The following is a 22,795-nucleotide window of genomic DNA, read 5'->3' as shown; positions in this document are numbered from 1 at the left end:
CCACTATCCCCTGCCCGTGTCCGCACGCCCCTGCTCAAACCTTCCAGACACGCCACCACGCCCCTGCAACCATCGACTCCATCGCCCCACCTACGGAGTCGCCCCACCATGTTCCCTACCCTGTTGCCCTTCCTGTTATTCGCTTTTGTAGCCTCCATCACTCCTGGCCCCACCAATATCCTGGTGCTGAGTAACAGCGCACGGTATGGCTTCAAAGCCGCACTGCCTATCGTGCTGGGGGCATGCGCGGGGGCGGCGGGGATTGTGCTGCTGGTAGGCTGCGGCGTTGGCCAGTCGCTGGCGCACTGGCCCCGGGTGCAGGCAGCGATGCAATGGCTGGGGGTCGCCTGGCTCAGCTACCTTTCCTGGCAGATCTTCAGCGCCCCCGCCGAGTCAATCGACCCGGCTGCCGTGCAAAAACCCCTGGGCCTGGCCGGCGCCGCCAGCCTGCAACTGGTCAACCCCAAGACCTGGATGATGGCCCTGGCGGTGGTGAGCGTGTTTGCCGGCAATGGCGATGAACGCCAGAGCCATGTGCTGTACCTGTCGCTGGCGTTCTTTGTGATCGCCTTGCCGTGCCTCGGCGCGTGGGCATTGCTGGGGGTTGGAAGCAGCCGGGTGTTTCGCTCGCCCAAGGCGATGCAACGGTTCAACCGCTGCATGGCGGTGTTGTTGCTGGTCTCAAGCTGGCTGAGCGTCTGGGTGTAGACACAACCGTTCGTCGGCACTGTCAGTTTTCACAGCTATCCGCTATCGGGGCTGCGGGTGTTTGATTTCCCTTGCCTATATGCACAGCCAGCGCTGTGCGTGACTTCCAGCAAGGAGTGGTCAGCATGCCCAACCAACCGATCGACCCCGATGACAATGCCTCGGTCATTGAAGCCCCAGGTGTACCTGTTTCCGACAGCCCCCTGACCCTCCTTGAGCCCGCGCCCCTGCCGGTGATCACGGCTGAAGACCTGGCCCCGCCCTATTCGGCGTTCCCGCCGGTCTCGCTTGACCAGTATCCCGATGAACCTTACGCCTATGGCCTGGGCATTCGGCATGTTCAGCCCTATGCGTATTTCGTCCTGGAAAAATGGCACACCTGGGCCATCTTCGACGCCTTTGAGTTGTACCTCAATAACGATCTTCTGGCGTCTGGTGTCGTCGAGTTGGACCAGGATCGTTATGGCATGTACGTCATCGCCGAACGCATGCCTGAAGGTGAAGTGCAAGTGCGCGCGCGGGTACTGCGCGCAGGCAGTGGCCAGGAAAGCACCTCGCCGCCGCAAAGCATATTGATCAAGACCACCCGTCCCGGCGGGATAGAGAACAATGGTGACGACAAATGGCACAGTAAACTGAGCCTGAGTGTCGACGGCTTGCCCGAAAGCAGCACGATCAACATGGAGACGATCAGTCGCGGGTTATACGCCGTGATTGCGCCCTATCCGAACGTGCGCAAGAACGACACCATTGAGTTCTATTGGGACGGAGTTGAGATCAGGCACCTGGTCACGGCCGCCGAGGCCGCCGGTATCCAGCCGATCAGGGTATTTATCAGCCAGGAAAATATTCTCAAGGGCGGCCTCAACGGCGCACTCACCCTGCGCTTCAGGGTGTTCGATGTGGTTCAGAATTACTCAGGGGAAAAATACCAGTACTCCAAGCCGTATGGACTGGTCGCCGAACTGGACCCCAGCTTGATGAGCGCGCCGTTTTTCCTGGTGGATGACGCGGAAAGCCGGCAAATCGATTACGACACGCAAAGTAATTCACTGTTCGAAATCCTGTTGCAGACCCCACGGGTGACACCGGCCCCGCTGCCCCCAAACCAGGTCACGATTACCCTGACGGCCACGCTGGCGGACGGCACGATCGAAGAACTGGTGCTTGATCCTGTCGAAGTCAGGAACGGTCGGGAAGAGATCTTCCCGGTGGACCGCGATTTGATCGAGCGCGTCATCGGCGGCTCGTTCAGGGCTTCATTCGTCTGGCACACCGCCACCGGTGGGCACCTCGGGCAGTCTGGCAGTGTCACCGTGACGGTGGTGGGTACACCGACCTCGATGCCGGCAGTGACCGTGACCCCGAGCGAGCTGGGCCTGATCAACCCCGACGATGATGCGTTTATCAGCATCCCGTCCTACCAGCCACACGCCTACGATTCGATGGAAACCCTGGTCATCGAGCAGATTGTTCCAGGGGGCGGTGGAATGCGCTATTCCGACCCGCAACTGGCCGGGGACCAGGGTGGCACGCGCCGGGTTCCAAGCGAAATACTGCAACAGTTCAAGGGGCTCGGTGATGTCGCGGTGTATTACCTGGTCGATGACGGCGCAGACAGCCAGTTGCATGCCTACGGTGCGCTGATTGAACGCAAATCCCGGGTGCTGACAGTACGCATCGACGAACGCCTCGAAACCATGCCTGCTCCCACCCTGCAGGGGGCGATTGACGACAACGTTGACCCGGTTGACGTAGTGGGCGACAGCGTGCTGCTGACGCTACCCTATACGGCAACCAGGAGCCGCGACCATATCCAATGGAACATTGTGGGCACGGGCACAGGCGGTTCCGCCAGCGGTTCGGTGACGATCAACGGTGCGACACAGGGCCAGCCACTGGTACTGCCGGTGAGCCGTGCGGTGCTGGATAACAACTTCGATGGCCAACTGCGCATCACCTACAGCCTGGAACGCGAAACCCCGCTGCCCAAACTCACCTTGCGCTCGTTTACAACCCTCCTGACCGTGGGCCGTGGCGTGGAACTGGATGCGCCTGAAGTCGTGGAAGCCGAGCAGTACCCTGACCGGCTTGACCCGCTGGTGGCTCAATCGGGTGCAACGGTGCTGGTGAAATACCGGCGCATGCGCGAGAGCGAATCGTTTTCAGTGAAATGGGTGACGGCCGATCTGCTGGGCAGCACCGTCGAAACGGGTTGGGGCAACCCCGACACCAATGAAGTGGGTGTGCCGATAGAGGCCCGTACCATTGCCAAGGGCATTCGCAACGAGCGTAACCGCATCAGTGTGCAATACAGTTTTACCCGCAGCGGGTTTCTCCATGAGTCGGATACTCTGAACCTGGACTTGCTGCCGTTGAGTGGCTTACCCACACCAACCATCGACGGGGTCGGCAACAGCGTGATCCTGCCGACGAACGAGCTCGTCGCTCAAGCCCGCACCCGTGTGGCGGCCTGGCCTTTGGCCTTTGAAGAGCAGTTCATGTGGCTGCAATACACGGGTACCAACACCGACGGCAGTGCGTTCAACCTGGACACTTTTATCGCCGCCCCCGTTGGAGAAAGCGCCACCCTGGGTGTCTCGCAACCCATACCGTTGGCGGAGCTGCAAGGTCTCAGGAACGAGTCGCACCTGACCATTCGCTTCTGGGTCAGCCTGGCCGAAAGCACTGATAAAAACACCGCAGTATTGTTTGGTGTACGCGAGCATATTATCCAGTCGATCCCCGCCACATTGCCGCGCCCGGCCTTTGCCAATCTGCAGGGCGCCACCTTGACCATCGACCCACAGGACTGGCAGAACAACGCCTATGTGGCGGTGGCCTATAACGAAATGACCGCGGCCCACCGCATCGCCCTCGAGTGGATTTACCCGAACGGCACCATGGCGACCATCCCGGCACAGAACGGTAACACCAATAAGCGCGTCGACTTTCAGATCAGCCGGGACATCCTCGCCAACAGCGCGGGCAAATTGATCGAGCTCCGTTATATGGCGACGATAGGGACGAATATTGTCCCGTCAGAGCCCCAGAAGCTGAGCGTTAACCGCGTTCCGTCGTCGGCCCTGCCTCGGCCGTCTATTAACGGGATTGCCAATGGCGGCGTTCTGAACCTGAACAATTTCAGCGGTAATGCCACGCTCAGCGTTGCACCATGGCCGTTGGCTGTTGCAGGGCAGAAGGTTTGGGTACAACTCTCCAGGTCCGGTAGCGCGCCTTTGAACGTGCTGACAAACTACAGCCTGCAGGCGGGAGAAGTATCTACCGGCTTGGTGAATAAGCCTGTGCTGCGCTCATGGCTGGATGGGCTACCCAACAACAGCACCATTACCGTAACCTGCAAAGTGGCTTTTGATGGCAGTAGTGTTGAGTCAGCCGCCATTACCTTCCCCATTGCAAGTTACAGCATTATCTCTTCACTGAGGATCGATCAAAGCCAGCTTAATTTGAATGGTATTAAGGTGATCACTAACTGGCCAGCAACCGGGCTGGACTGGCCAGGCAATACAGCAACCCGCACAGCAAGCGGCGGCGTGAGTAACTATAGCTACGCTTCCAGCAACCCTAATGTTGCTTTTGTGGACGCCAACACAGGCAAAGTAACCGGCCTCCGTAACGGTCAAGCGACTATTACTGTGAGAGATAGGAACAACGTCTCGCGAGCGTACGCAGTGGTTGTTTCCAATATTTTTCAACTACGCATTAACGAAACACAGCAATCTCCACAAGCTCAAATAAATTGGATGAGATCAATTGGAGGCAGCATAGTTTCCAGTTGGACGCTACTGCAAACACGCTACACCCCTCCGGCTCGCTCAATTCCGTACGGATTGTGTTATTTCGATGCTAGCGGCAGGTGGTATTACTTTGTTCAGGCGTCAAACAGCGGAACACCAATTTACTCCATTAACGGACTGCCGAATTGGCCGGCATGGTGCATCACTCCGTTTTAGCAAATAACCGGGACAGCTTTATTCAACTCCCAAAAACCCACCCACAAAAAAAGGAAGCCTCGGCTTCCTTTTTCTTACCCCTGTTTCCTAGAAATCGTAACGCACTCCCACATTAACCCCCCACGGCTGATCCACCTTCTTGCCTTGGGCATGTTCAATATCAGCGTGCAGCTTGACGTTCTTCGACACCGACATCGCCACGCCCGCTGCCACTTCAATACGCGAACCGAACACATCGTTGTTGAAGCGCTGGTCGTTCACCTTGACCTTGTTGCTGTGGTTGAACTCATGGGCCAACGCTGTACGCAGGTAGGGCTGCAGCACCCCGCCGCTCTCCAGCTGGATATTCTTGCCACCTGTCACGCCGAGCTTGCCCACCACGGAGGCGCTGCGATCACCCTTGGCCTGCAGGCCATTGTCCAGCTCGTAACTTTGCGCCTGGATAATCGCTGTGCTCAGTTGCGAGTACGGTTCTACAAAGTAACCATCGTCGAGCTTGATATGCCGGCCGACTTCCGCCGATGCGCTCACGGCATTCTGCGTGTAGTTGCCCTTGGCACGCTTGCCGTCGCTCATGGTCACGTTGACCTCGTTGTGCAAGCGGTTGAGCTTGACCACGCCGTCGAAGTACAGCCCGCTCTCGTCGTCGATCCAGGTGGCATAACCCCCCAGGTAGTAGCTGTTGACCTTGCCGCTGCCGGAAGTGTTGGCGCTGATGTCGGACGTGCTGTGACCCGCCATGACACCGGCCATCCACTGGCCATCTCCGCCCGACAATAGCGCATCGGCACCCAGGCTCAGGCCACGCTGGTTTTGCGTGTAGCCACCACCGTCCTTGTTCCCGGCTACCTCGTATTTGTTGCCGTAGCCACGCATCCAGAACCCGTTGCTCTGGCCGTCGCTGAAACGCAGTTCACCCATGCGGGTACGCAGCAGGGACATCTCGCCGTACAGCACGGTGGGGGCCGTGTTGAACAACGCCATCACGGTTTTGGTGCTGTTGCTGGTGCCACGACGGTTAGGGTCGAGGTACCAGTCGGTGTCTTCCTTCTTCAGCCCGTAGGAATAGGCGCCCACATCCACGGTGTCGCCGTCCAGCGAGAAGTGCGCATCGCCACCTTCGGTGTGCACCACACGAATCGGCAAGGCACTCGCCAACTCGGAGCCGGTCGCCGCCAACAGCAGGCTGTGGTTGCCCGTGGCAACCCCGTTGACGTTGAGCAAGTCAGTCTGGCCGGTGCTGAAGTCGGTGTGCATCACATAGCTGCCGTCACCCGACAGGCTGTTGACGTCCAACTGGAAGAACTCATCGGCGCCGCCAAAGTGCACGGTGCCGCCGCCCATGATCAGGTCGCCGACTGAACTGTCATCCACCAGCATCCAGTGGGACGCTGAATTGACGCTCAACTCGGCGACGTTCTGCAGTTTGCCGGTGAGCCAGGAGCCATTGTTGAGCTGCAACCTGGCGGTGCTGCCGTCTTCGGCCACGACATCGCCGACCAGGAAGCTGCGGTCGACGTTCATGTTGGCGGTGGCGCCGTTCATGACTTCCAGCAGCACACCGTTTGCGCCGGTCAGCGTGGAGCCATTGAGTACATGAATATCAGCAAGGGTGGATTCCCCGGGCCGGAACGAGCCGACCTGAATCGCCGAACCGGTCTTGCCCTCGACGCTCGAGCGGTCGAGGATCAGGCTGCTGGCCAAAGTCGGGTCGTTATCCACGCCCATCTTCACGCCAATGTCTCCACCAACGACGCTGGTATTGAACGCACGGGCCTGGCCATTGAACAGTTCGATACCCACGCCATCATCTGCGGTCGCCTCGACACGCGAATCGGTCAGGTCCAGCACACTGTGGGCACTGGCCGAGGCACCGCGGGTGCTGCCGGTGATGTGACTGTTGACGACCGTGACGCTGGAACCATTGGTGGCGCCCAGGGAACGGGCCGCTGCCAGCCCGGTTCCGTTGTTGTGGGTAATGTTGCTGTTGGTGATCAGCACGTTGCTGCCCGTGACATGAACCCCGGCCCTTGCCGAATCCCGCGCAACGACGTCCGAACCATCGATGCGGATGTCGGAGTTGATTGCGGCAATGTCCCGGGTGCTGCTGCCGGCATTGACAAGCAGGGTTGCGGAGTTGGCAGTGATTTGCAGGGTGGGCACTCCCAGAACCGTCAGGCGGGAACCTGCACGCAATTCAAAAGTGTCAGGGCGCGGGCCAGGCCCCGCCATTTCATCCGGGCCGGTCACGACACGCGCTTCGGACAACTGCGCCATGAGCATCAGCAGTGTGACGGCCTTGGCCTTGAAGGCAAGACTTAAGGGAGTTGGTTTGAAATTGAATGGAGCTGACATCTTTACGGACCTCTGGGTTGGCGTTCCTTTACGGAAAAAAACTGGCCGGTTCCGAAAAGCGTGTGGACCCTGCCAATCAAGCGGCGCCCAAGGTACCCAGAGCTGTTCCCAACATCTGTAGGACTAATCCCAAGGTGCTGTGCTGAAAGTGAATGCAGTTTGTAGTCGACCCAACGGCAAAAATGCCAAAGAGGAGCAAGGCTCCTCTTTGGCATTAGGGCTCAAACAAGTATCAAGGAAGCGGGACGGCAGTACCGTCGCAGAAAAAGCCATTCGTTCCACCTATCCGAACCCCGCGAACAAGAGGATGCGCTTCATCGGAAGGTAATGGTCCTTCAGGCAGGTTGATGGTGTACCAGATCCGCGCGGAGCCGGCCAGCCTTGCACCCGAGTGGGGCTGGATGGGTTTGTAGATGGTCTCATAGGGCCCCAGGAGCAACTCGAACCCAGAATTGATCATGGCTTGCGTGAGCGGTATGGAGTCCACACGACCCACTGCTGCCGGGACCGCTACCATTCCTGCATTGTCGCTGTAGCCCTGCCAGTGCAGCGTAACCACCATCCTCAGTTCAAAGTGCTCCGAAGACGGGATAAACACCACAACGTTTCCGGGAGGATTTTCAGGCCTGAACGTAGTGCAGTTGATCGCCCCTGCGTCCGACAGATGTCGTACCACCGGCGGGGCAAGCTCTTTAAAGTTGGCATTCACCGTCACCGTGGTGTCAGGGGAAAACTGGCGGTTGGTGCTGGCCCCTTGGGCAATGGTGTAGAACACCGTCTTGCGGCCATTGCCATGACGCTCAATGAAGCTCCACGGGATTGAGAGCGGAATCACCTGGCCAGCCGAGGCGCCAGTCACCGGTTGGGTAGCAACGAGTTCGCCCGAATAGTAAAGGCGGATCGTAAAGTCGCTGGCATCCGGTGTGGGTGCCGTACTCCATAACGTTACCCGAGCAATTGCAGGCCGGTTGGCGTGGTCGCGCTCCAGCTCGTCGTCGGGGCCCTCGGTACCGGTTGCGTCCACCCCCTTCACGACTACGGGCAGCAGGTCATCGTTGATCGGGTCCGGGCCAATGGGAGTGGGGCCGACAACAAACAGGTCCAGGTTGACGGTGGTGGTCGGTGTCGCCGGGTTGTTGACAGACCGCCGCCGCACCACATAGGAAACGGTCAACGGCAATAGCCCTCGAGTGGCGCCATACAGGATTTCCAGCACCCTGTACGGAACGTAAACCTCCGCCGGGAAACGGCTGTTGCCCAGTGGCTGGGCCTCCAAGTTAACGGTGGTGATGCTTGTCCTCAATGTGACGAGGAATTCATCTCCATCGACGCCGCGCAGAAAGTTCGTATATTCAGGAATACGCACGATCATGCCGCCGTCCAGCGCAACGTCCGCCCGATCAATCAATACATCGCCGGGGGGTGAGGTTCGGTCAACCAGGGGGGCCAGCAGGTTCTCGGGCGCTGGAAACAGGCCCACGTCCATCTCGTAGGCAGTCGAAAGCCGCGCCCAATTCCCTGCCGCGTCGAACAACTCATACCGCAAATTGCGCAGGCCATCCGGATTGGCGTCAACCACGGATAATGGCAATGGAAAGCTCAGGTCCGCAGGCAGATTCCAGCGTGGCGAAGGATCGGGCGGGTTGGGTGCATAGGGCGTATCGGAGCCATTATAGTAAAGATACGCCCAATCGCCGTCTGCCCGACCATGCGCCACATAATCCGGGATCGTAAACACTGCAGACTCATTGGGCTTGCTTTCAAAGTAGTCGCGGTCGGCAGGTGTCGGCAGGTCGGCAGGCGGAATCGGCGCCGGCGGTGCATCGGGGGAAATGGCATACGGTGGTGTCAGGTCAACGACAACGGTCTGCGGATCTGATTCGGAATAGTTGTCAACGCCACGTACGTTAATTCCGTACTTGATTTGGTACCGCCCCGCGGGCCGCCGACCTTGAGCAATGTTCACCGGTGTCTCAGGCCCTGGGGCAACAACGGTGAAATTATAAATGGGCGTGCCCCACTCGGTGTCATCGAAATTTTTCCACCAAACAGTGACAATATCGTCAAGCGTCGGATGGGTATCGGCGTCAGGCCATAGTGGAATAGAGAAATTCAAATTCTCACGCAGGTTGTACTCCCGTGAAAGCAATCCAGGGTACCCAGGCACCTCACCTTCAAGACGACCATCAGGCAAGTAGTCAGCCGTATTGGCACTTCGATTCTTTGCATAGTTACGGATAAAGTCGAGCGTGTCCTTTTTCATTACGTGTCTCCAGATATTAAGACGAATTACATCTCACCCACACTTCCCTACCATTGACGTAGCCGTTCGCGTCGCGAGACAAAGCGCTTGCACGCCTATCACACGCCGACTATTCCCTGCACAACAACAAATACACCCAGTCCTTTAATCTTTGACCAACGTTGCCTTTCCATCACTAGTGCAACTAATGACATCCCCGGGTTTACAAAACCCACCCGTTGGAAAGGTCAGGTCGACACGGATATGTCCGCTCCCCTTGACGTCTGGCCGGGAGTCACCCACCTTGCCCAGGTTGCGCCACACTTCGAAACTGGCGACAGCTGAACCGTATTCGCGCATAGGCTCCAAGGTCCGGTCGAACGGTTCCACCACAACTTTAATACCGTTATCAATATGGGGTTGCAGCACCTGGATGGTTTCTTCGTATTCAGTGCCAGCAATAGGATCAACCCAGTTATTACGCGCATAGCCTTGCCAGTGAAAACGCACCTCGTCGTTAAGTTGCAGGCCGATATTGCCCGGAATCAACCAATGCACGCCATATAAAGGCGAAGGCGAAGAACAACAGGTCACATACTCGCTAGTCAGGGTGTGCTGAACTTGCGGAGGAGTAAAATCAATCAGCGCCGTCACATCGACATTCACAAAAGTTGGCGGCGACTGTTGTTCGTTGACCCCATTACTGGTGAGGTAATGGACCGGCAGACGTGGATTGACCGTCCCCTCGATCAGATTCCAGGGAATATCGGTAAACCACACCAACTGCCCTCCTACCTCCCCCAACTGCACGGGATGGCTGGCCACCGGGCCAACACCGTTCCAGAACAGACTGAGCAATTGACCCGCAACCGGATCTGCAAACAAAGGAACATATGCCTGGGCAGCCAGCCCACGATCCAGATGATTGAGCTGATTGGGAGTCTTGGAGCCGCGCCCTATCACCGTGACGCTGGCCAGGGTCGGGTTAAGCAATGCGGGCGCATTGGGATGGTCCTGGCCGGCAATCGTCAGGTCGACATTGAACCGTTCCGATAAGGAACGAAATGGAGGCAGGGCTCCGCGAATGATTTCGTAGCGCACCACCGCCGCTTCGGGAACCGGTACAGGCGCAGGCCCCCTGAGGGTCAGCCATGGAATTTCCACATCACAAGGGAAGCCCAGTACCGGCTGCGGGACTGTCGGACGGGCATTCCAATAGGCGATTACCTGGTCCCCCGGCGCCCAATCGTCGTAGGCGGGGTCAATGCGCATGAACACGCCACGACGTGCATCATCGCGCTTGATCAGGCCGTCGTCGTATGCCGGTGGCCGAATTTGCGGACGCGGCAAGTTGCTCGGCAACGGCGTCAGTGCCAGCTGAAACAGCAGTCCGGCACTCTGGCTGCTGAAATTGCCTGCCTCGTCAAAAATGCGGTAGAAAATATAGGCGTCACCGTTGTTCAACCTGCGAAAAATATCGGGGTCCACGTAAGCAACCAGCGGGTCTGAGGCTAACGCGATCACGTACTCGGCGTCCGCCGCGCTTAGCGGCGGGTTATCCCGGTTGGACAGGTAGAATTCAATCCGGTCCCTGTCCGAGCGCACGGTGTAGAACGGAATATTGAACGCCATCGGCACGTTATCGAGCAGGTATTGCTCATCGACGTTCGGGGTCGGGGCAACTACAAAATCCACAGTATCCAGAGGGTTCAGTAACTCAGGCGAATCCAGATCGATGGTGAGTGTTCTCCTGGGATTCAGCACACTGACGCCGCCAAAGGAGTCCTGAACCGTGTAGTAGAGTTGCGCGGTGCCGGAGCCCTCGTCAGTCAATCGTGACAGGGGCACCTCCAGTGAGATCACCGCTGGCAAAGGGGGTGGCGGGCCAAACACCTGCCGCGAATCAACCACCTCATCGACACCCGCCCACACCCAGCGGAGGCGCACGATGTGCGGCTCATCCAGCAGCGGCTCGGGTCGCGGGTTCCACATCGGAATGTTGACCTGCAGCGGGCCCTGCAGGCGCGAGCGCGGGATCACGCCCCGGGGGTCACCACTGTCGACGCCGGGTATGTCCATCGGGTCCAGCAACACAGTGCCCCCGTCGTCCGCGCCCAAGGGTTTGATCAGGTAAGTGGATTCAGAGACGTCAGACATGGGTTTAATCCTCAACACGGTGGACAGTGGCCTGCCGGCAGGCGGCGTGTGTATACCAAGTGGCGTTGAGAGAATTAAGCGCCCGATTCCTTCGTCCGGATACTGTCAGAATTAACAGGTAGACCCCTCCATTCGTCGCTTTTGCTCGGCCTTGCTGCCAGGGCGGTTACTGAGCAGCGCTTGACGAAATTTCCTACTTGGTGTTTCCTGAAACCGGTTTCAGCAATTGGTTTCGCCTTGGAACCCAGATAAATCCAATAAGAAAGGCCCGCCGCCGTGACTACTTTTTCCGCCGCCCAACGCAGCCGCGTGACCATGCTGGACGTCGCCGAGCGCGCCGGTGTGTCCAAGGCCAGCGTGTCGCGCTTTATCGGCGACGACCGTGCCCTGCTCTCCGATGCCATCGCCCTGCGCATCGAGCAGGCCATCGATGAGCTGGGCTATCGCCCCAACCAGATGGCCCGCGGCCTGAAACGCGGGCGCACCCGCCTGATCGGCATGCTGGTAGCCGATATCCGCAACCCCTATTCGATTGCCGTGATGCATGGCGTGGAAACCGCCTGCCGCCAGCACGGCTACAGCCTGGTGGTGTGCAACACCGACCGCGATGACGAGCAGGAGCGCCAGCACCTGGCGGCCCTGCGTGCCTACAATATCGAAGGGCTGATCGTGAATACCCTCGGCCATCACCTGGACCAATTGCTGGAACTGCAACGGGAAATGCCCCTGGTGCTGGTGGACCGCAAGGTCGAACCGCTGCACAGCGACCTGGTAGGGCTGGACAACCCGGTGGCGGTGCGCATGGCCGTGGAGCATCTGGAACAGCAAGGCTATCGCGACCTGCTGTTGGTGACTGAAGCCACCGACGGCACCAGCTCGCGGCTTGAGCGCCTGGACAGTTTCAAGGCGGAGATGACCAACCGTCCGACGTTGACCGGCGCCGTACTGGAGTTGGATGGCGAACTGGAACAGCGTCTGCAAAAGTTTCTAGGCAAATCCGGCCCCAAGGCGTTGTTCTGCGCCAACGGAATCGCGGCACTGGCGTGTACCCGCGCGTTGAAAAATCTAGGCTGCGACCTGTTTGATGACGTGGGCCTGATCGCCCTGGATGACCTCGACTGGTACCCGCTGGTGGGCAACGGCATCACCGCCCTCGCCCAGCCCACCGAGGCCATTGGCGCCAGTGCGTTTGACTGTTTACTCAAGCGTTTGCGCGGCGATAGCCAGCCCCCACGCACCCTGGATTTCTTGCCACAACTGATTATCCGGGGCTCGACCCAATCTCTTGTGGGAGCTGGCTTGCCTGCGATAACGGTTTCTCCGGCGAAGCAGTAGGCGGCTGACCGCCGCCATCGCAGGCAAGCCAGCTCCCACACGTTTATTTTGCGAATAAAAATGAAACCGGTTTCAGAGGTCCACAACAATGCATAAATACCCCGTCTCCATCAGCCTTTCCAGTTACGGCGCCGACCTGGTCCGCCAGCAAGGCCAGTTGAGTTTCGTCGAGGTGCTGGCTGCCGCCGGCGCGCAACGCATCGAATGGCGCGAAGAGCTGCTGACCACCGAACAACCCCATGAGCTGGCGCAAGCTGCAGCCGATCAAGGCCTGGAGTGCGTGTTCTCATCGCCCCTGGAACTCTGGGTGGCCGGTCGCTCGCAGCCCAATGCCGAACTGGCCGCCACCCTCGACCGCGCCCAGGCATTCGGCGCCCGCTGGCTGAAAGTCTCCCTGGGCTATTTCACCGACACCAACGACCTCGACAGTTTGAGCGCCCTGCTCAACCGGCATCCGGTCAAGCTGCTGGTGGAAAACGACCAGACCCTGCACGGCGGGCGCATTGAGCCGATGCAGCGCTTTTTCAACGAAGTCGAGCGGTTGGCGGTGCCGGTGAAAATGACCTTCGATATCGGCAACTGGCAATGGCAGGACCAATCCGCGACCACCGCCGCGCGCCTGCTGGGCCGCCACGTGGATTACCTGCACTGCAAGGCCGTGGCCCGCCGCGCCGACGGCAAGCTGGTGGCCCTGCCGCCGGGCGCCGCCGACCTGCATCTGTGGGAACAACTGCTCAAGCACATGACTCAAGGTATTACCCGGGCCGTGGAATTTCCGCTGCAAGGCAATGACCTGGTGCAGGTCACCGCCCAGCAGGTCGCCACCCTCGCCGTCCTCGGCCAGCCCCGCGTGGAGAACGCACATGTCTGAGATCGATATCCTGTCGTTTGGTGAAACCATGGCGATGTTTGTCGCCGAACAGACCGGCGACCTGGCCCAGGTTGCCCAGTTTCACAAGCGTATTGCCGGCGCCGACAGCAACGTCGCCATCGGCCTGTCACGCCTGGGCTTCAACGTCGCATGGCTGAGCCGCGTGGGTGCTGATTCCCTCGGGCGCTTCGTGGTGGACACCTTGCAGAACGAAGGCCTGGACTGCACTCATGTGGCGGTGGACCCGCTGCACCCCACGGGCTTTCAACTCAAGTCCCGCGAGGAAGCCGGCGATGATCCGCAGGTGGAGTACTTCCGCCGTGGCTCGGCCGCCAGCCATCTGTCGGTCGAGGCGATCAAGCCTGAGCTGTTGCAAGCCCGGCACCTGCACGCCACCGGCATTCCGCCGGCGCTGTCCGATGCCACCCGCGACCTGTCGCGCCAGTTGATGACGCAAATGCGCGAGGCCGGGCGCAGCGTGTCCTTCGACCCGAACCTGCGCCCGTCCCTGTGGGCGAACGAGCAACGCATGATCAGCGAAATCAACGCCCTCGCCTGCCTGGCGGACTGGGTGTTGCCGGGCTTGAGCGAAGGCCGCTTGCTCACCGGTTTTGAAGACCCGGCCGACATCGCCGCGTTTTACCTGGACCAGGGCGTGGAAGCCGTGGCCATCAAGCTCGGGCCCCACGGCGCGTATTACCGCACCCAGCTGGACCAGGGATTTGTCGCCGCCGTGCCAGTGGCCAAGGTGGTCGACACGGTCGGCGCCGGCGATGGATTTGCCGTGGGCATGATCAGCGCACTCCTGGAAAACCTGAGCTTCAGCGAAGCCGTGCAGCGCGGCAACTGGATCGGCAGCCGCGCGGTGCAGAGCCGTGGCGACATGGAAGGCTTGCCGTTCAGGACCGATCTGCCCCACACCCAGAAAGCCGGTTAATCAGCATCACCGAGTTACCTGTTGCCACAACTACAACAAGCTCAGGAGCAACCTTATGGAACCGTTGAAACTCGCCACCCGCCGTTGGTGGTACATCATGCCCATCGTGTTTATCACCTACAGCCTGGCGTACCTGGACCGCGCCAACTACGGTTTTGCCGCCGCCTCCGGGATGGCCGAAGACCTGATGATCACCCCGGGCATGTCGTCATTGCTCGGCGCGCTGTTCTTCCTTGGCTACTTTTTCTTCCAGGTGCCCGGTGCGATCTACGCGCAGAAACGCAGCGTGAAGAAGCTGATTTTCGTCAGCCTGATCCTGTGGGGCGGCCTGGCCACCCTGACCGGCATGGTGTCCAACGCCTACATGCTGATCGTGATCCGCTTCATGCTCGGGGTGGTCGAAGCCGCCGTGATGCCGGCGATGCTGGTGTACCTGTGTCACTGGTTCACCCGCGCGGAACGCTCGCGAGCCAACACCTTCCTGATCCTCGGCAACCCGGTGACCATGATGTGGATGTCGGTGGTCTCGGGCTACCTGGTGCAGCATTTCAGCTGGCGCTGGATGTTTATCATCGAAGGTTTGCCGGCGGTGCTGTGGGCGTTTATCTGGTGGAAGCTGGCGGATGAAAAACCCGCCGACGCCAAATGGCTGAGCGCCCAGCATAAAAAAGACCTGGAAACCGCCCTCGCCGAAGAACAAGTGGGCATCAAGGCGGTAAAGAACTACGCCGAGGCCTTTCGGTCACCCAAGGTGATCATCCTGGCGCTGCAGTTTTTCTGCTGGAGCATTGGCGTGTATGGCTTCGTGCTGTGGCTGCCGTCGATCCTCAAGGCCGGCCTGAAAATGGACATGGTCGAGGCCGGCTGGCTGTCGGCGCTGCCGTACCTGGCGGCGGTGATCGGCATGCTGGCGGTGTCCTGGGGCTCGGACAAACTGCAAAAACGTAAACGTTTTGTGTGGCCACCGTTGCTGATCGCCTCCATCGCGTTTTATGCGTCCTACGTGCTCGGCGCCGAACACTTCTGGTGGTCGTACACCCTGCTGGTGATCGCCGGGGCCTGTATGTATGCGCCTTACGGGCCGTTTTTCGCAATCGTCCCCGAGATCCTTCCGGCCAACGTCGCCGGCGGCGCCATGGCGCTGATCAACAGCATGGGCGCCCTCGGTTCGTTCGGCGGTTCGTATCTGGTGGGCTACCTCAACAGCAGCACCGGATCGCCCGGCGCCTCGTACTTGCTGATGAGCGGTGCGCTGCTGGTGTCGGTGGTGTTGACGATCTTTCTCAAGCCCGGCGCCAGTGACCGCGAACGCGCCCCGCTGCAATCCCTTGAATTGAAGGTAAAGACCTGATGAAAAAGTCTGTCGTGCTCTACAAGAAACTCTCTGCACCGCTGATGGCCCGCCTGCATGAACAGGCCGAGGTCACGCTTATTGAATCGCTGGATGAAAGCGGCCTGGCCAAACTGCGTGAAGCCTTGCCGACCGCTCAGGGCTTGCTCGGTGCCAGCCTGCGCCTGGATGCCAAACTGCTGGATCTGGCGCCAAACCTTGAGGCGGTGGCCAGCGTGTCGGTCGGTGTCGACAACTACGATATCGACTACCTGACCGAGCGCGGCATCCTGCTCAGCAATACCCCCGACGTACTGACCGAAACCACCGCCGATACCGGCTTCGCCCTGATCCTGGCGACCGCCCGGCGAGTGGTGGAGTTGGCCAATATGGTGCGCGCCGGCAACTGGAACCAGAACATCGGCCCGCTGCATTTCGGCAGCGACGTGCATGGCAAGACACTGGGCATTATCGGCATGGGCCGAATTGGCGAAGCCTTGGCCCAGCGTGGGCACTTCGGGTTCGGCATGCCGGTGATCTACCACAGCCACTCGCCAAAACCTGCGGTGGAGGCGCGGTTTGACGCGCAATACCGCAGCCTGCCGGACCTGCTCCGGGAAGCCGACTTTGTGTGCCTGACCTTGCCGCTGACGGCTGAAACCGAAGGTTTGATTGGCGCTGAAGAGTTCGCGCTGATGGGCCCGGAGACGATCTTTATCAACATCTCCCGAGGCAAGGTGGTGGACGAGGCGGCGCTGATCGAGGCGTTGCAACAGCGCACGATTCGTGCGGCGGGGCTGGATGTGTTTGTGCGCGAGCCGCTGCAGCATGACTCGCCGTTGTTGCGTTTGAACAATGTGGTGGCGACGCCGCATATCGGTTCAGCGACTCATGAGACGCGGGAGGCGATGGCCAAGTGTGCGGTGGACAATCTGCTGGCGGCGCTGGCGGGTGAGAAGCCGAAGAACCTGGTGAACCCTGCCGCCTGGAAACACTGATTCCTGAAGCACCACAGAAGCCAATGTGGGAGCGGCGGTGCGACGATTCGACTTGCTCACGAAGGCGGTGTGTCAGCCACCGAATGCATCAACTGACACACCGCTTTCGCGAGCAAGCCCGCTCCCACATTTTTGATCGTATTTCAGGTCAGATGACGAAGCGCGCCACCATCCCGTTCAAATCCACTGCCAGGCGCGACAGTTCGTGACTGGCGGCTGAGGTCTGATTGGCGCCCGCCGCCGACTGCGTCGCCAGGTCGCGGATGTTCACCAGGTTGCGATCCACTTCGCGGGACACCTGAGCCTGTTCTTCCGAGGCACTGGCGATCACCAGGTTGCGCTCGTTGATCAGGCTGATGGACTGGGTGATCTGCTCCAGGGCCACACCGGCAGCCCGCGCCATTTCCAGGGTGCTTTGGGTGCGCTGGTTGCTCTGCTGCATGGACTGCACCGCCTCACCCGTACCGCTCTGGATGCCGGCGACCATTTTCTCGATTTCCTGGGTCGACTGCGCCGTGCGATGGGCCAGGGCCCGCACTTCGTCCGCCACCACCGCAAAACCACGCCCGGCTTCACCGGCACGCGCCGCTTCAATCGCCGCGTTGAGGGCCAGCAGGTTGGTCTGCTCGGCAATCGCGCGAATCACGTCCAGCACCTTGCCAATGTCACGGCCCTGGGTGGCCAGGCCTTCGATCAGCACCGAGGTGTTTTGCACGTCCTGGGTCATGGTCTGGATCGCGCCGACGGTTTCCACCACCCGGTCGCGCCCTTCCCGCGCAGCCTGGTTGGACTGGCTGGAGGCCTCGGAGGTGGACACCGCGTTGCGCGCCACTTCTTCCACGGCGGCCGTCATTTCGTTGACCGCGGTGGCGGCCTGGTCGATTTCGTTGTTTTGCTGTTGCAGGCCTTTGGAGGCTTCTTCGGTGACGGCGCTGAGCTCTTCAGCGGCGGAGGCCAACTGCGTGGCTGAGCCGGCGATGTGCTGGATGGTCTGGCGCAGGTTGTTCTGCATCGCGGCCAGGGCGCCGAGCAGGCGGGCCGGTTCGTCCTTGCCGTCGACTTCGATGGGTTTGCTCAGGTTGCCGCCGGCGATGGATTCGGCAGCACTGACCGCCTTTTGCAGCGGAGCGACAATGCTGCGGGTCAGCAGCCAGGCCAGCAACACCGTCATCAAGGCTGCCACCACGGCGACGATGATGATCCCGGTCACAGCCTGGGAATAACTGCCTTCGGCGGCGACGTTGGCCTGATCGGCCCCGGCGCTGTTGATGGCGATCAGTTTATTCAACTGCTCGCCCATCAGGTCGGTGCCGTCCTTGATCCGGGTATTGATCAGGGTACGCATCTCCTCGACCTTGTTTTGCTGCGACAGCGACATCATCTCGGCCTGGGCGGTCAGGTAGCTGTCGAGGGTCGCGGAAAAGGCTTTGTAGACGCTGGCCTCTTCGCCCTCGGCAGGCAAGGCCGAATAGGCGGCCTGGGCCACCTTGACCTTGTCCACCAGAATGGCCGAGCGCTCCTTGGCGTCCTGCACGGCGGCCGGCTCGCGGTTGATCAGAATGCGGAAGGACAGGATGCGCAGGCGCAACACGTTTTCGGTAATGTTGCCAAGGTACTTCACGCTGGGTAACTGGTTGGTTCCCATGTCGACCGAGGCCTGGCGGATCAGCGTCATGCGGTTGACCGCAAACACCCCCAGGATAACCACAAGCAACGCAATGAACGCAAAACCAAGGAAAGCTCGGGGGGCAATATTCAGGTTACGGAGGGACATAGGTGCGCTCTCAGAAGTAGTGGCTGCGCGCGTCCCTGCCGCGACACGGTCAGTCAGCGTCAACGCGCTGCTCTGACCTTACGGCGCCACTGTTTTAATAGGTATGTGGTGCCTACAACGTTATCGGCCGGCTTGAGGATTTAATGGGGGATGTTTCGAAATATTTTTTCACACTTCTGACAACTGGCACTTTCTGGCATCCTGCGCCTCCTTTTTCCTACCCGGGCCCGTATTTTGTCTGACACTCAAACCCCTCGCCCCCGTTATAAATCCGACCTGATCTACGGCCTCGACGACCGTCCGCACTTCAGCGCGGCGATATTTGCCGCCCTGCAGCACGTGCTGGCCAGCTTTGTCGGGATCATCACCCCGACGCTGATCGTCGGCGGCGTGCTGGGCCTGGAAAGCGAAGTGCCGTACCTGGTCAGCATGGCGTTGTTTGTGTCCGGGCTCGGCACCTTTGTGCAGGCCCGCAAGTTCGGCCCGGTGGGTTCGGGCCTGCTGTGCCTGCAAGGCACCAGTTTTTCGTTTATCAGCGTGATCCTCAGTGCCGGCTTCATGGTCAAGGCCCGGGGCGGCGGCACCGATGAGATCCTGTCGACGATCTTCGGCATCTGCTTCTTCGCGGCGTTTATCGAAGTGGTGCTCAGCCAGTTCATCGGCAAGCTGCGCAAGCTGATCACCCCGGTGGTCACCGGCACCATCATTACCTTGATGGGGTTGTCGCTGATCAAGGTAGCCGTCACCGACATGGCCGGCGGTTATGGCGCCAGCGACCTGGGCGCCGCCGGCAACATGGGCCTGGCGGCCCTGGTGCTGCTGACCATCGTGGTGCTCAACCGCTTCAACAACCCGTTCCTGCGCCTGGGTTCGATCGTGATCGGCCTGACCCTGGGTTTTGTGGTGGCCTGGTGGATGGGCCGCGTCGACCTGGGCGCCCTGCCCCAGTTGCCACTGATCAGCGTACCGGTGCCGTTCAAGTACGGTTTTTCGTTCGACTGGGTGGCGTTTATCCCGGTGGCGGTGATCTTCCTGATTTCGCCCCTGGAAGCCGCCGGTGACCTGACCGCCAACTCGATGATCTCGCAACAGCCGGTCAAGGGCCCGCTGTACATCAAGCGCATCAAGTCCGGCCTGCTGGCCGACGGCCTCAACTCGGTGATGGCGGCCACCTTCAACAGCTTGCCGATGGTGACCTTCGCCCAGAACAACGGGGTGATCCAGTTGACCGGCGTGGCCAGCCGTTATGTGGCGTACTTCATTGCCGGGCTGCTGGTGCTGCTGGGGCTGTTCCCGATGATCGGCGCGGTGTTGCAACTGATGCCCAAGCCGGTACTCGGTGGCGCCACGCTGATCATGTTCGGCACCGTGGCCGTGGCCGGGATCAAGATCCTCGCCGAAGCCGGCCTGCACCGGCGCAATGTGCTGATCGTGGCGATCTCCCTGGGCATGGGCCTGGGTGTGGCAGCAGTGCCGGAAGTACTTCGCGAGCTGCCCAAGGCACTGCACAACATCTTCGAGTCGCCAATCACCGTGGGGGCGTTCTGCGCTATCGTGCTGAACATCTTCCTGCCTGAGGAGTTCATAGAGTTGGAAGAAGATGAATTTGATCCGGAAGCCTCCACCCTCAAAGTGATGCAGGACCCGGACGTCACGAAATAGGAGAACCCGTTTTATGCGCAAGCTCATGGTTTTGTCACTGCTGCTGCTCACCCTGAGCGCGTGCGCGCTGTTCCCCAACCGCGACCCGGTGAACATCAACGTGGTGGGCATCGAGCCGCTGCAGAGCCAGGACCTGGAAGTGCGGTTCGCGGTGAAACTGCGCATACAGAACCCCAATGAAACCGCGATCGACTACAGCGGCGTGGCCCTGGACCTGGAGGTCAATGGCCGGCCGCTGGCGTCCGGGGTGAGTGACCAGGGTGGCTCGATCCCACGCTTTTCGGAGACGGTGCTGACGGTGCCGGTGAGCGTTTCGGCGTTTTCCGTGTTGCGCCAGACCCTTGGCTTGAGCCAGACCCAGAGTTTGAATAACCTGCCGTACGTGTTGCGCGGGAAACTCGCAGGTGGCCTGTTTGGCACCATGCGTTTTGTGGATCGCGGGACCCTGGACTTTCCCAACACTGCCACATGGTAACGACATGGATGCGCAACCTACGCTGTATACCGAACGGCTGATCCTGCGGCCGTTGACGCTGGAGGATGCCGAGGGTGTCCAGCAGCAATTTCCGCACTGGGAAGTGGTGCGTTACCTGAATGCCCTGGTGCCCTGGCCGTACCCGGCGGACGGTGCGCGCAGCTATCTGGAGCATGTTGCATTGCCGGCGATGGCTCGGGGTGAGGAGTGGCATTGGTCGATCCGCCTGAAAAGCGCGCCTGGGGTGTTGATTGGTAATGTCAGCCTGATGGATGAGGTGGACAACAACCGCGGCTTTTGGCTGGCGCCGCAGTGGCAGGGCCAGGGGTTGATGGCCGAGGCCAGTGCGGCGGTGACCGAGTATTGGTTTGAGGTGCTGGAGCGGCCTGTGATGCGCGTGCCCAAGGCGGCGCCGAACGTGGCGTCTCGCAGGATTTCCGAGCGGACGGGGATGCGGTTGGTCAGGACCGATGAGGGGCAGTTTGTCGCGGGGAGTTTGCCCAAGGATATCTGGGAGATTACCCGGGAGGAATGGCTGGGGAGTCGGCGGGGCTGAGGTGGGTTTTGGGTGTATATCCGTTATTTGGGTAACGGCTGATATGGGTTCCGCTCTTACAGCGGCTCACTTTTGAAAAGCGCAAAAGTAAGCATGGACTTGCTCCCTCCAAACGTACGCCATAAAGCGAGTGTTAAGCAGAGTGCTTCAGGTGCTTTGCGTAGTCATTAGGTGACCTGTATCCCAGCGCCGAGTGCAGCCGTGTCGCATTGTAAAACCCATGGATGTAGCTTGCGATTGATGCATGGGCCTGTGCTTTGCTGGGATACACACCCGTGGCTTCTTCCTTCTTGAGTGAGGCAAAAAAGCTCTCGGCTACGGCGTTATCCCAGCAGTTTCCCTTACGGCTCATGCTTTGCACAAAGCCTCTTTCCGCGATCATGCTGCGAAAACCGCTACCCGTGTATTGCCGGCCTCGATCAGAGTGAAAAATCACCCCGTGATCAACTGGCGTTTTCGTCCAGGCGTTCATGAACGCCTGTTGTACCAAGCCCTCGGGCATACGATCCGACAGGCTGTATCCAAGCACCTGCCGGGTCTGAACACTCAACACCACAGCCAAGTACAACCACCCCTGGCGTGTCGAAATATACGTGATATCACCCACCCAAGCGGCTACGGGACTTGTCACAGAAAAGCGTCGTTTCAACACATTGTCAGAAATGGGTTGGATATACCGGTTATCCGTTGAATGTTTGAACCGGGCTTTGATTTTTCCTCGCAGCATCTCCTCTCTCATCAGCCGAGCTACCCGCTTGTGCCCTATCGTGTAAGAGCGGTTATGAAGCGCCTGAACCATGCGCGGCCGCCCATAAGTGCCGCGGCTTGCTCGATGAATCGCACGAATCTCCAGGCGAATCGCGGCGTCTGGATCCGGACGCTCCTGGCGCTTCAAATAGCCGTGAAAGCCCGACACCGAGACCTCCATCACTCGACATAACAGCCTAACCGGAAAGCGAGTCCGTTCACGGGCGACGAAGGCGTATCTCAGTTGGACTCTTTGGCAAAGAACGCCGTCGCTTTTTTTAGGATTTCTCGCTCCATTTTGAGCGTGGCATTTTCAGCTCGAAGCCGAGCCAGCTCGCTTTCCAGGTCAGAGACCGGATGCCGGGCAGGAGATCTGAGAGGACGCCCGTTGCGTGCGGCGTCCAGCCAATTACCTAAGGTTTTGACCGAGATATCCAACTGTCGGGCAGCTTCTCCTCGACCAATGCTTTCAGCAAGTGTCACTGCCTGAGCTTTGAAGTCGTCGGTGTAACTGCGGCGAGTTTGCTGTGCCATAAGTACCTCCAAGATTGCGATTAAAATATCGCTTCTTGGCGTCCGCTGCGAGGGAACAAGTCCAGCAAAACGCTCTTGCCCCACCACTCGGCACCTCGCCTAGGCTCGGTGTGCCCTCACTCCGGCTTTGGACCGTGGGC

16 protein-coding genes are annotated in these 22,795 nt (G+C 59.8%); 10 read left to right on the top strand and 6 right to left on the bottom strand.

From position 1 onward, the window contains the following. The first annotated feature begins 108 nt into the window (after window positions 1-108). Entirely contained in the window at window positions 109-708 is a 600-nt protein-coding gene (locus AC3WKX_RS22550; RefSeq protein WP_008431228.1) for a LysE family translocator, read from the top strand. A 125-nt stretch (window positions 709-833) separates the two neighbouring features. Next, window positions 834-4,682, top strand: coding sequence for an Ig-like domain-containing protein (locus tag AC3WKX_RS22545; RefSeq protein WP_008431225.1), 3,849 nt, complete (start codon window positions 834-836; stop codon window positions 4,680-4,682). An 87-nt stretch (window positions 4,683-4,769) separates the two neighbouring features. On the opposite strand, the gene AC3WKX_RS22540 is transcribed toward AC3WKX_RS22545, so the two are convergent. The 3 genes from AC3WKX_RS22540 to AC3WKX_RS22530 all read right to left on the bottom strand — a co-directional run bounded on the left by AC3WKX_RS22540 (window position 4,770) and on the right by AC3WKX_RS22530 (window position 11,436). Beyond that, entirely contained in the window at window positions 4,770-7,037 is a 2,268-nt protein-coding gene (locus AC3WKX_RS22540) for an autotransporter outer membrane beta-barrel domain-containing protein (RefSeq protein ID WP_102605809.1), read from the bottom strand. 232 nt (window positions 7,038-7,269) lie between these two features. Further along, a complete protein-coding gene (locus tag AC3WKX_RS22535; protein ID WP_102605810.1) occupies window positions 7,270-9,300 on the bottom strand; it encodes a hypothetical protein in 2,031 nt (676 codons plus the stop codon). A gap of 144 nt (window positions 9,301-9,444) precedes the next feature. Next, window positions 9,445-11,436, bottom strand: a complete 1,992-nt coding sequence (locus AC3WKX_RS22530; RefSeq protein ID WP_008431220.1) for a hypothetical protein — start codon at window positions 11,434-11,436, stop codon at window positions 9,445-9,447. Window positions 11,437-11,712: 276 nt separating this feature from the next. On the opposite strand from AC3WKX_RS22530, the gene AC3WKX_RS22525 reads away from it, so the two are divergent. From AC3WKX_RS22525 to AC3WKX_RS22505, 5 genes are all read left to right on the top strand, one after another. After that, the gene (locus tag AC3WKX_RS22525; protein WP_003214073.1) at window positions 11,713-12,771 is read left to right on the top strand and encodes a LacI family DNA-binding transcriptional regulator; all 1,059 of its coding nucleotides are present in this window, start codon (window positions 11,713-11,715) and stop codon (window positions 12,769-12,771) included. Between the two features lie 88 nt (window positions 12,772-12,859). After that, entirely contained in the window at window positions 12,860-13,642 is a 783-nt protein-coding gene (locus AC3WKX_RS22520; RefSeq protein ID WP_102605812.1) for a sugar phosphate isomerase/epimerase family protein, read from the top strand. Beyond that, on the top strand, window positions 13,635-14,579 hold the full coding sequence (locus AC3WKX_RS22515; RefSeq protein WP_087694383.1) for a sugar kinase: 945 nt from the start codon (window positions 13,635-13,637) through the stop codon (window positions 14,577-14,579). The genes AC3WKX_RS22520 and AC3WKX_RS22515 overlap by 8 nt, the downstream gene beginning before the upstream one ends. A gap of 55 nt (window positions 14,580-14,634) precedes the next feature. Beyond that, window positions 14,635-15,930 carry an MFS transporter gene (locus tag AC3WKX_RS22510; protein ID WP_003214078.1) on the top strand — a complete coding sequence of 432 codons (1,296 nt, stop codon included), beginning with the start codon at window positions 14,635-14,637 and terminating at the stop codon, window positions 15,928-15,930. Beyond that, a complete protein-coding gene (locus tag AC3WKX_RS22505; RefSeq protein ID WP_102605813.1) occupies window positions 15,930-16,907 on the top strand; it encodes a 2-hydroxyacid dehydrogenase in 978 nt (325 codons plus the stop codon). The genes AC3WKX_RS22510 and AC3WKX_RS22505 overlap by 1 nt, the downstream gene beginning before the upstream one ends. A gap of 148 nt (window positions 16,908-17,055) precedes the next feature. On the opposite strand, the gene AC3WKX_RS22500 is transcribed toward AC3WKX_RS22505, so the two are convergent. After that, a complete protein-coding gene (locus tag AC3WKX_RS22500) occupies window positions 17,056-18,681 on the bottom strand; it encodes a methyl-accepting chemotaxis protein (RefSeq protein WP_003214083.1) in 1,626 nt (541 codons plus the stop codon). A gap of 234 nt (window positions 18,682-18,915) precedes the next feature. Between AC3WKX_RS22500 and AC3WKX_RS22495 the strand changes: the two genes are divergently transcribed. From AC3WKX_RS22495 to AC3WKX_RS22485, 3 genes are read left to right on the top strand one after another with little or no spacing between them, the layout of a single operon-like run. Beyond that, window positions 18,916-20,343, top strand: coding sequence for a nucleobase:cation symporter-2 family protein (locus tag AC3WKX_RS22495; RefSeq protein WP_008431217.1), 1,428 nt, complete (start codon window positions 18,916-18,918; stop codon window positions 20,341-20,343). 13 nt (window positions 20,344-20,356) lie between these two features. Beyond that, a complete protein-coding gene (locus AC3WKX_RS22490; RefSeq protein WP_003214086.1) occupies window positions 20,357-20,818 on the top strand; it encodes an LEA/WHy family protein in 462 nt (153 codons plus the stop codon). A 4-nt stretch (window positions 20,819-20,822) separates the two neighbouring features. Beyond that, entirely contained in the window at window positions 20,823-21,374 is a 552-nt protein-coding gene (locus AC3WKX_RS22485) for a GNAT family N-acetyltransferase (protein WP_003214088.1), read from the top strand. A 133-nt stretch (window positions 21,375-21,507) separates the two neighbouring features. Here the strand turns inward: AC3WKX_RS22485 and AC3WKX_RS22480 are convergent, their stop codons facing one another. Both AC3WKX_RS22480 and AC3WKX_RS22475 read right to left on the bottom strand, forming a co-directional pair. Continuing rightward, a complete protein-coding gene (locus AC3WKX_RS22480) occupies window positions 21,508-22,365 on the bottom strand; it encodes an IS3 family transposase (protein ID WP_146014440.1) in 858 nt (285 codons plus the stop codon). Beyond that, window positions 22,362-22,655 carry a transposase gene (locus AC3WKX_RS22475; RefSeq protein ID WP_102605264.1) on the bottom strand — a complete coding sequence of 98 codons (294 nt, stop codon included), beginning with the start codon at window positions 22,653-22,655 and terminating at the stop codon, window positions 22,362-22,364. Before AC3WKX_RS22475 ends, AC3WKX_RS22480 begins: the two co-directional genes overlap by 4 nt. Window positions 22,656-22,795: the final 140 nt, after the last annotated feature.

It is taken from the genome of Pseudomonas sp. GP01-A4 (genome assembly GCF_058780865.1).
The sequence above is the reverse complement of the archived record's forward strand: the minus strand, read 5'-3'. Positions and strand labels throughout refer to the sequence as shown.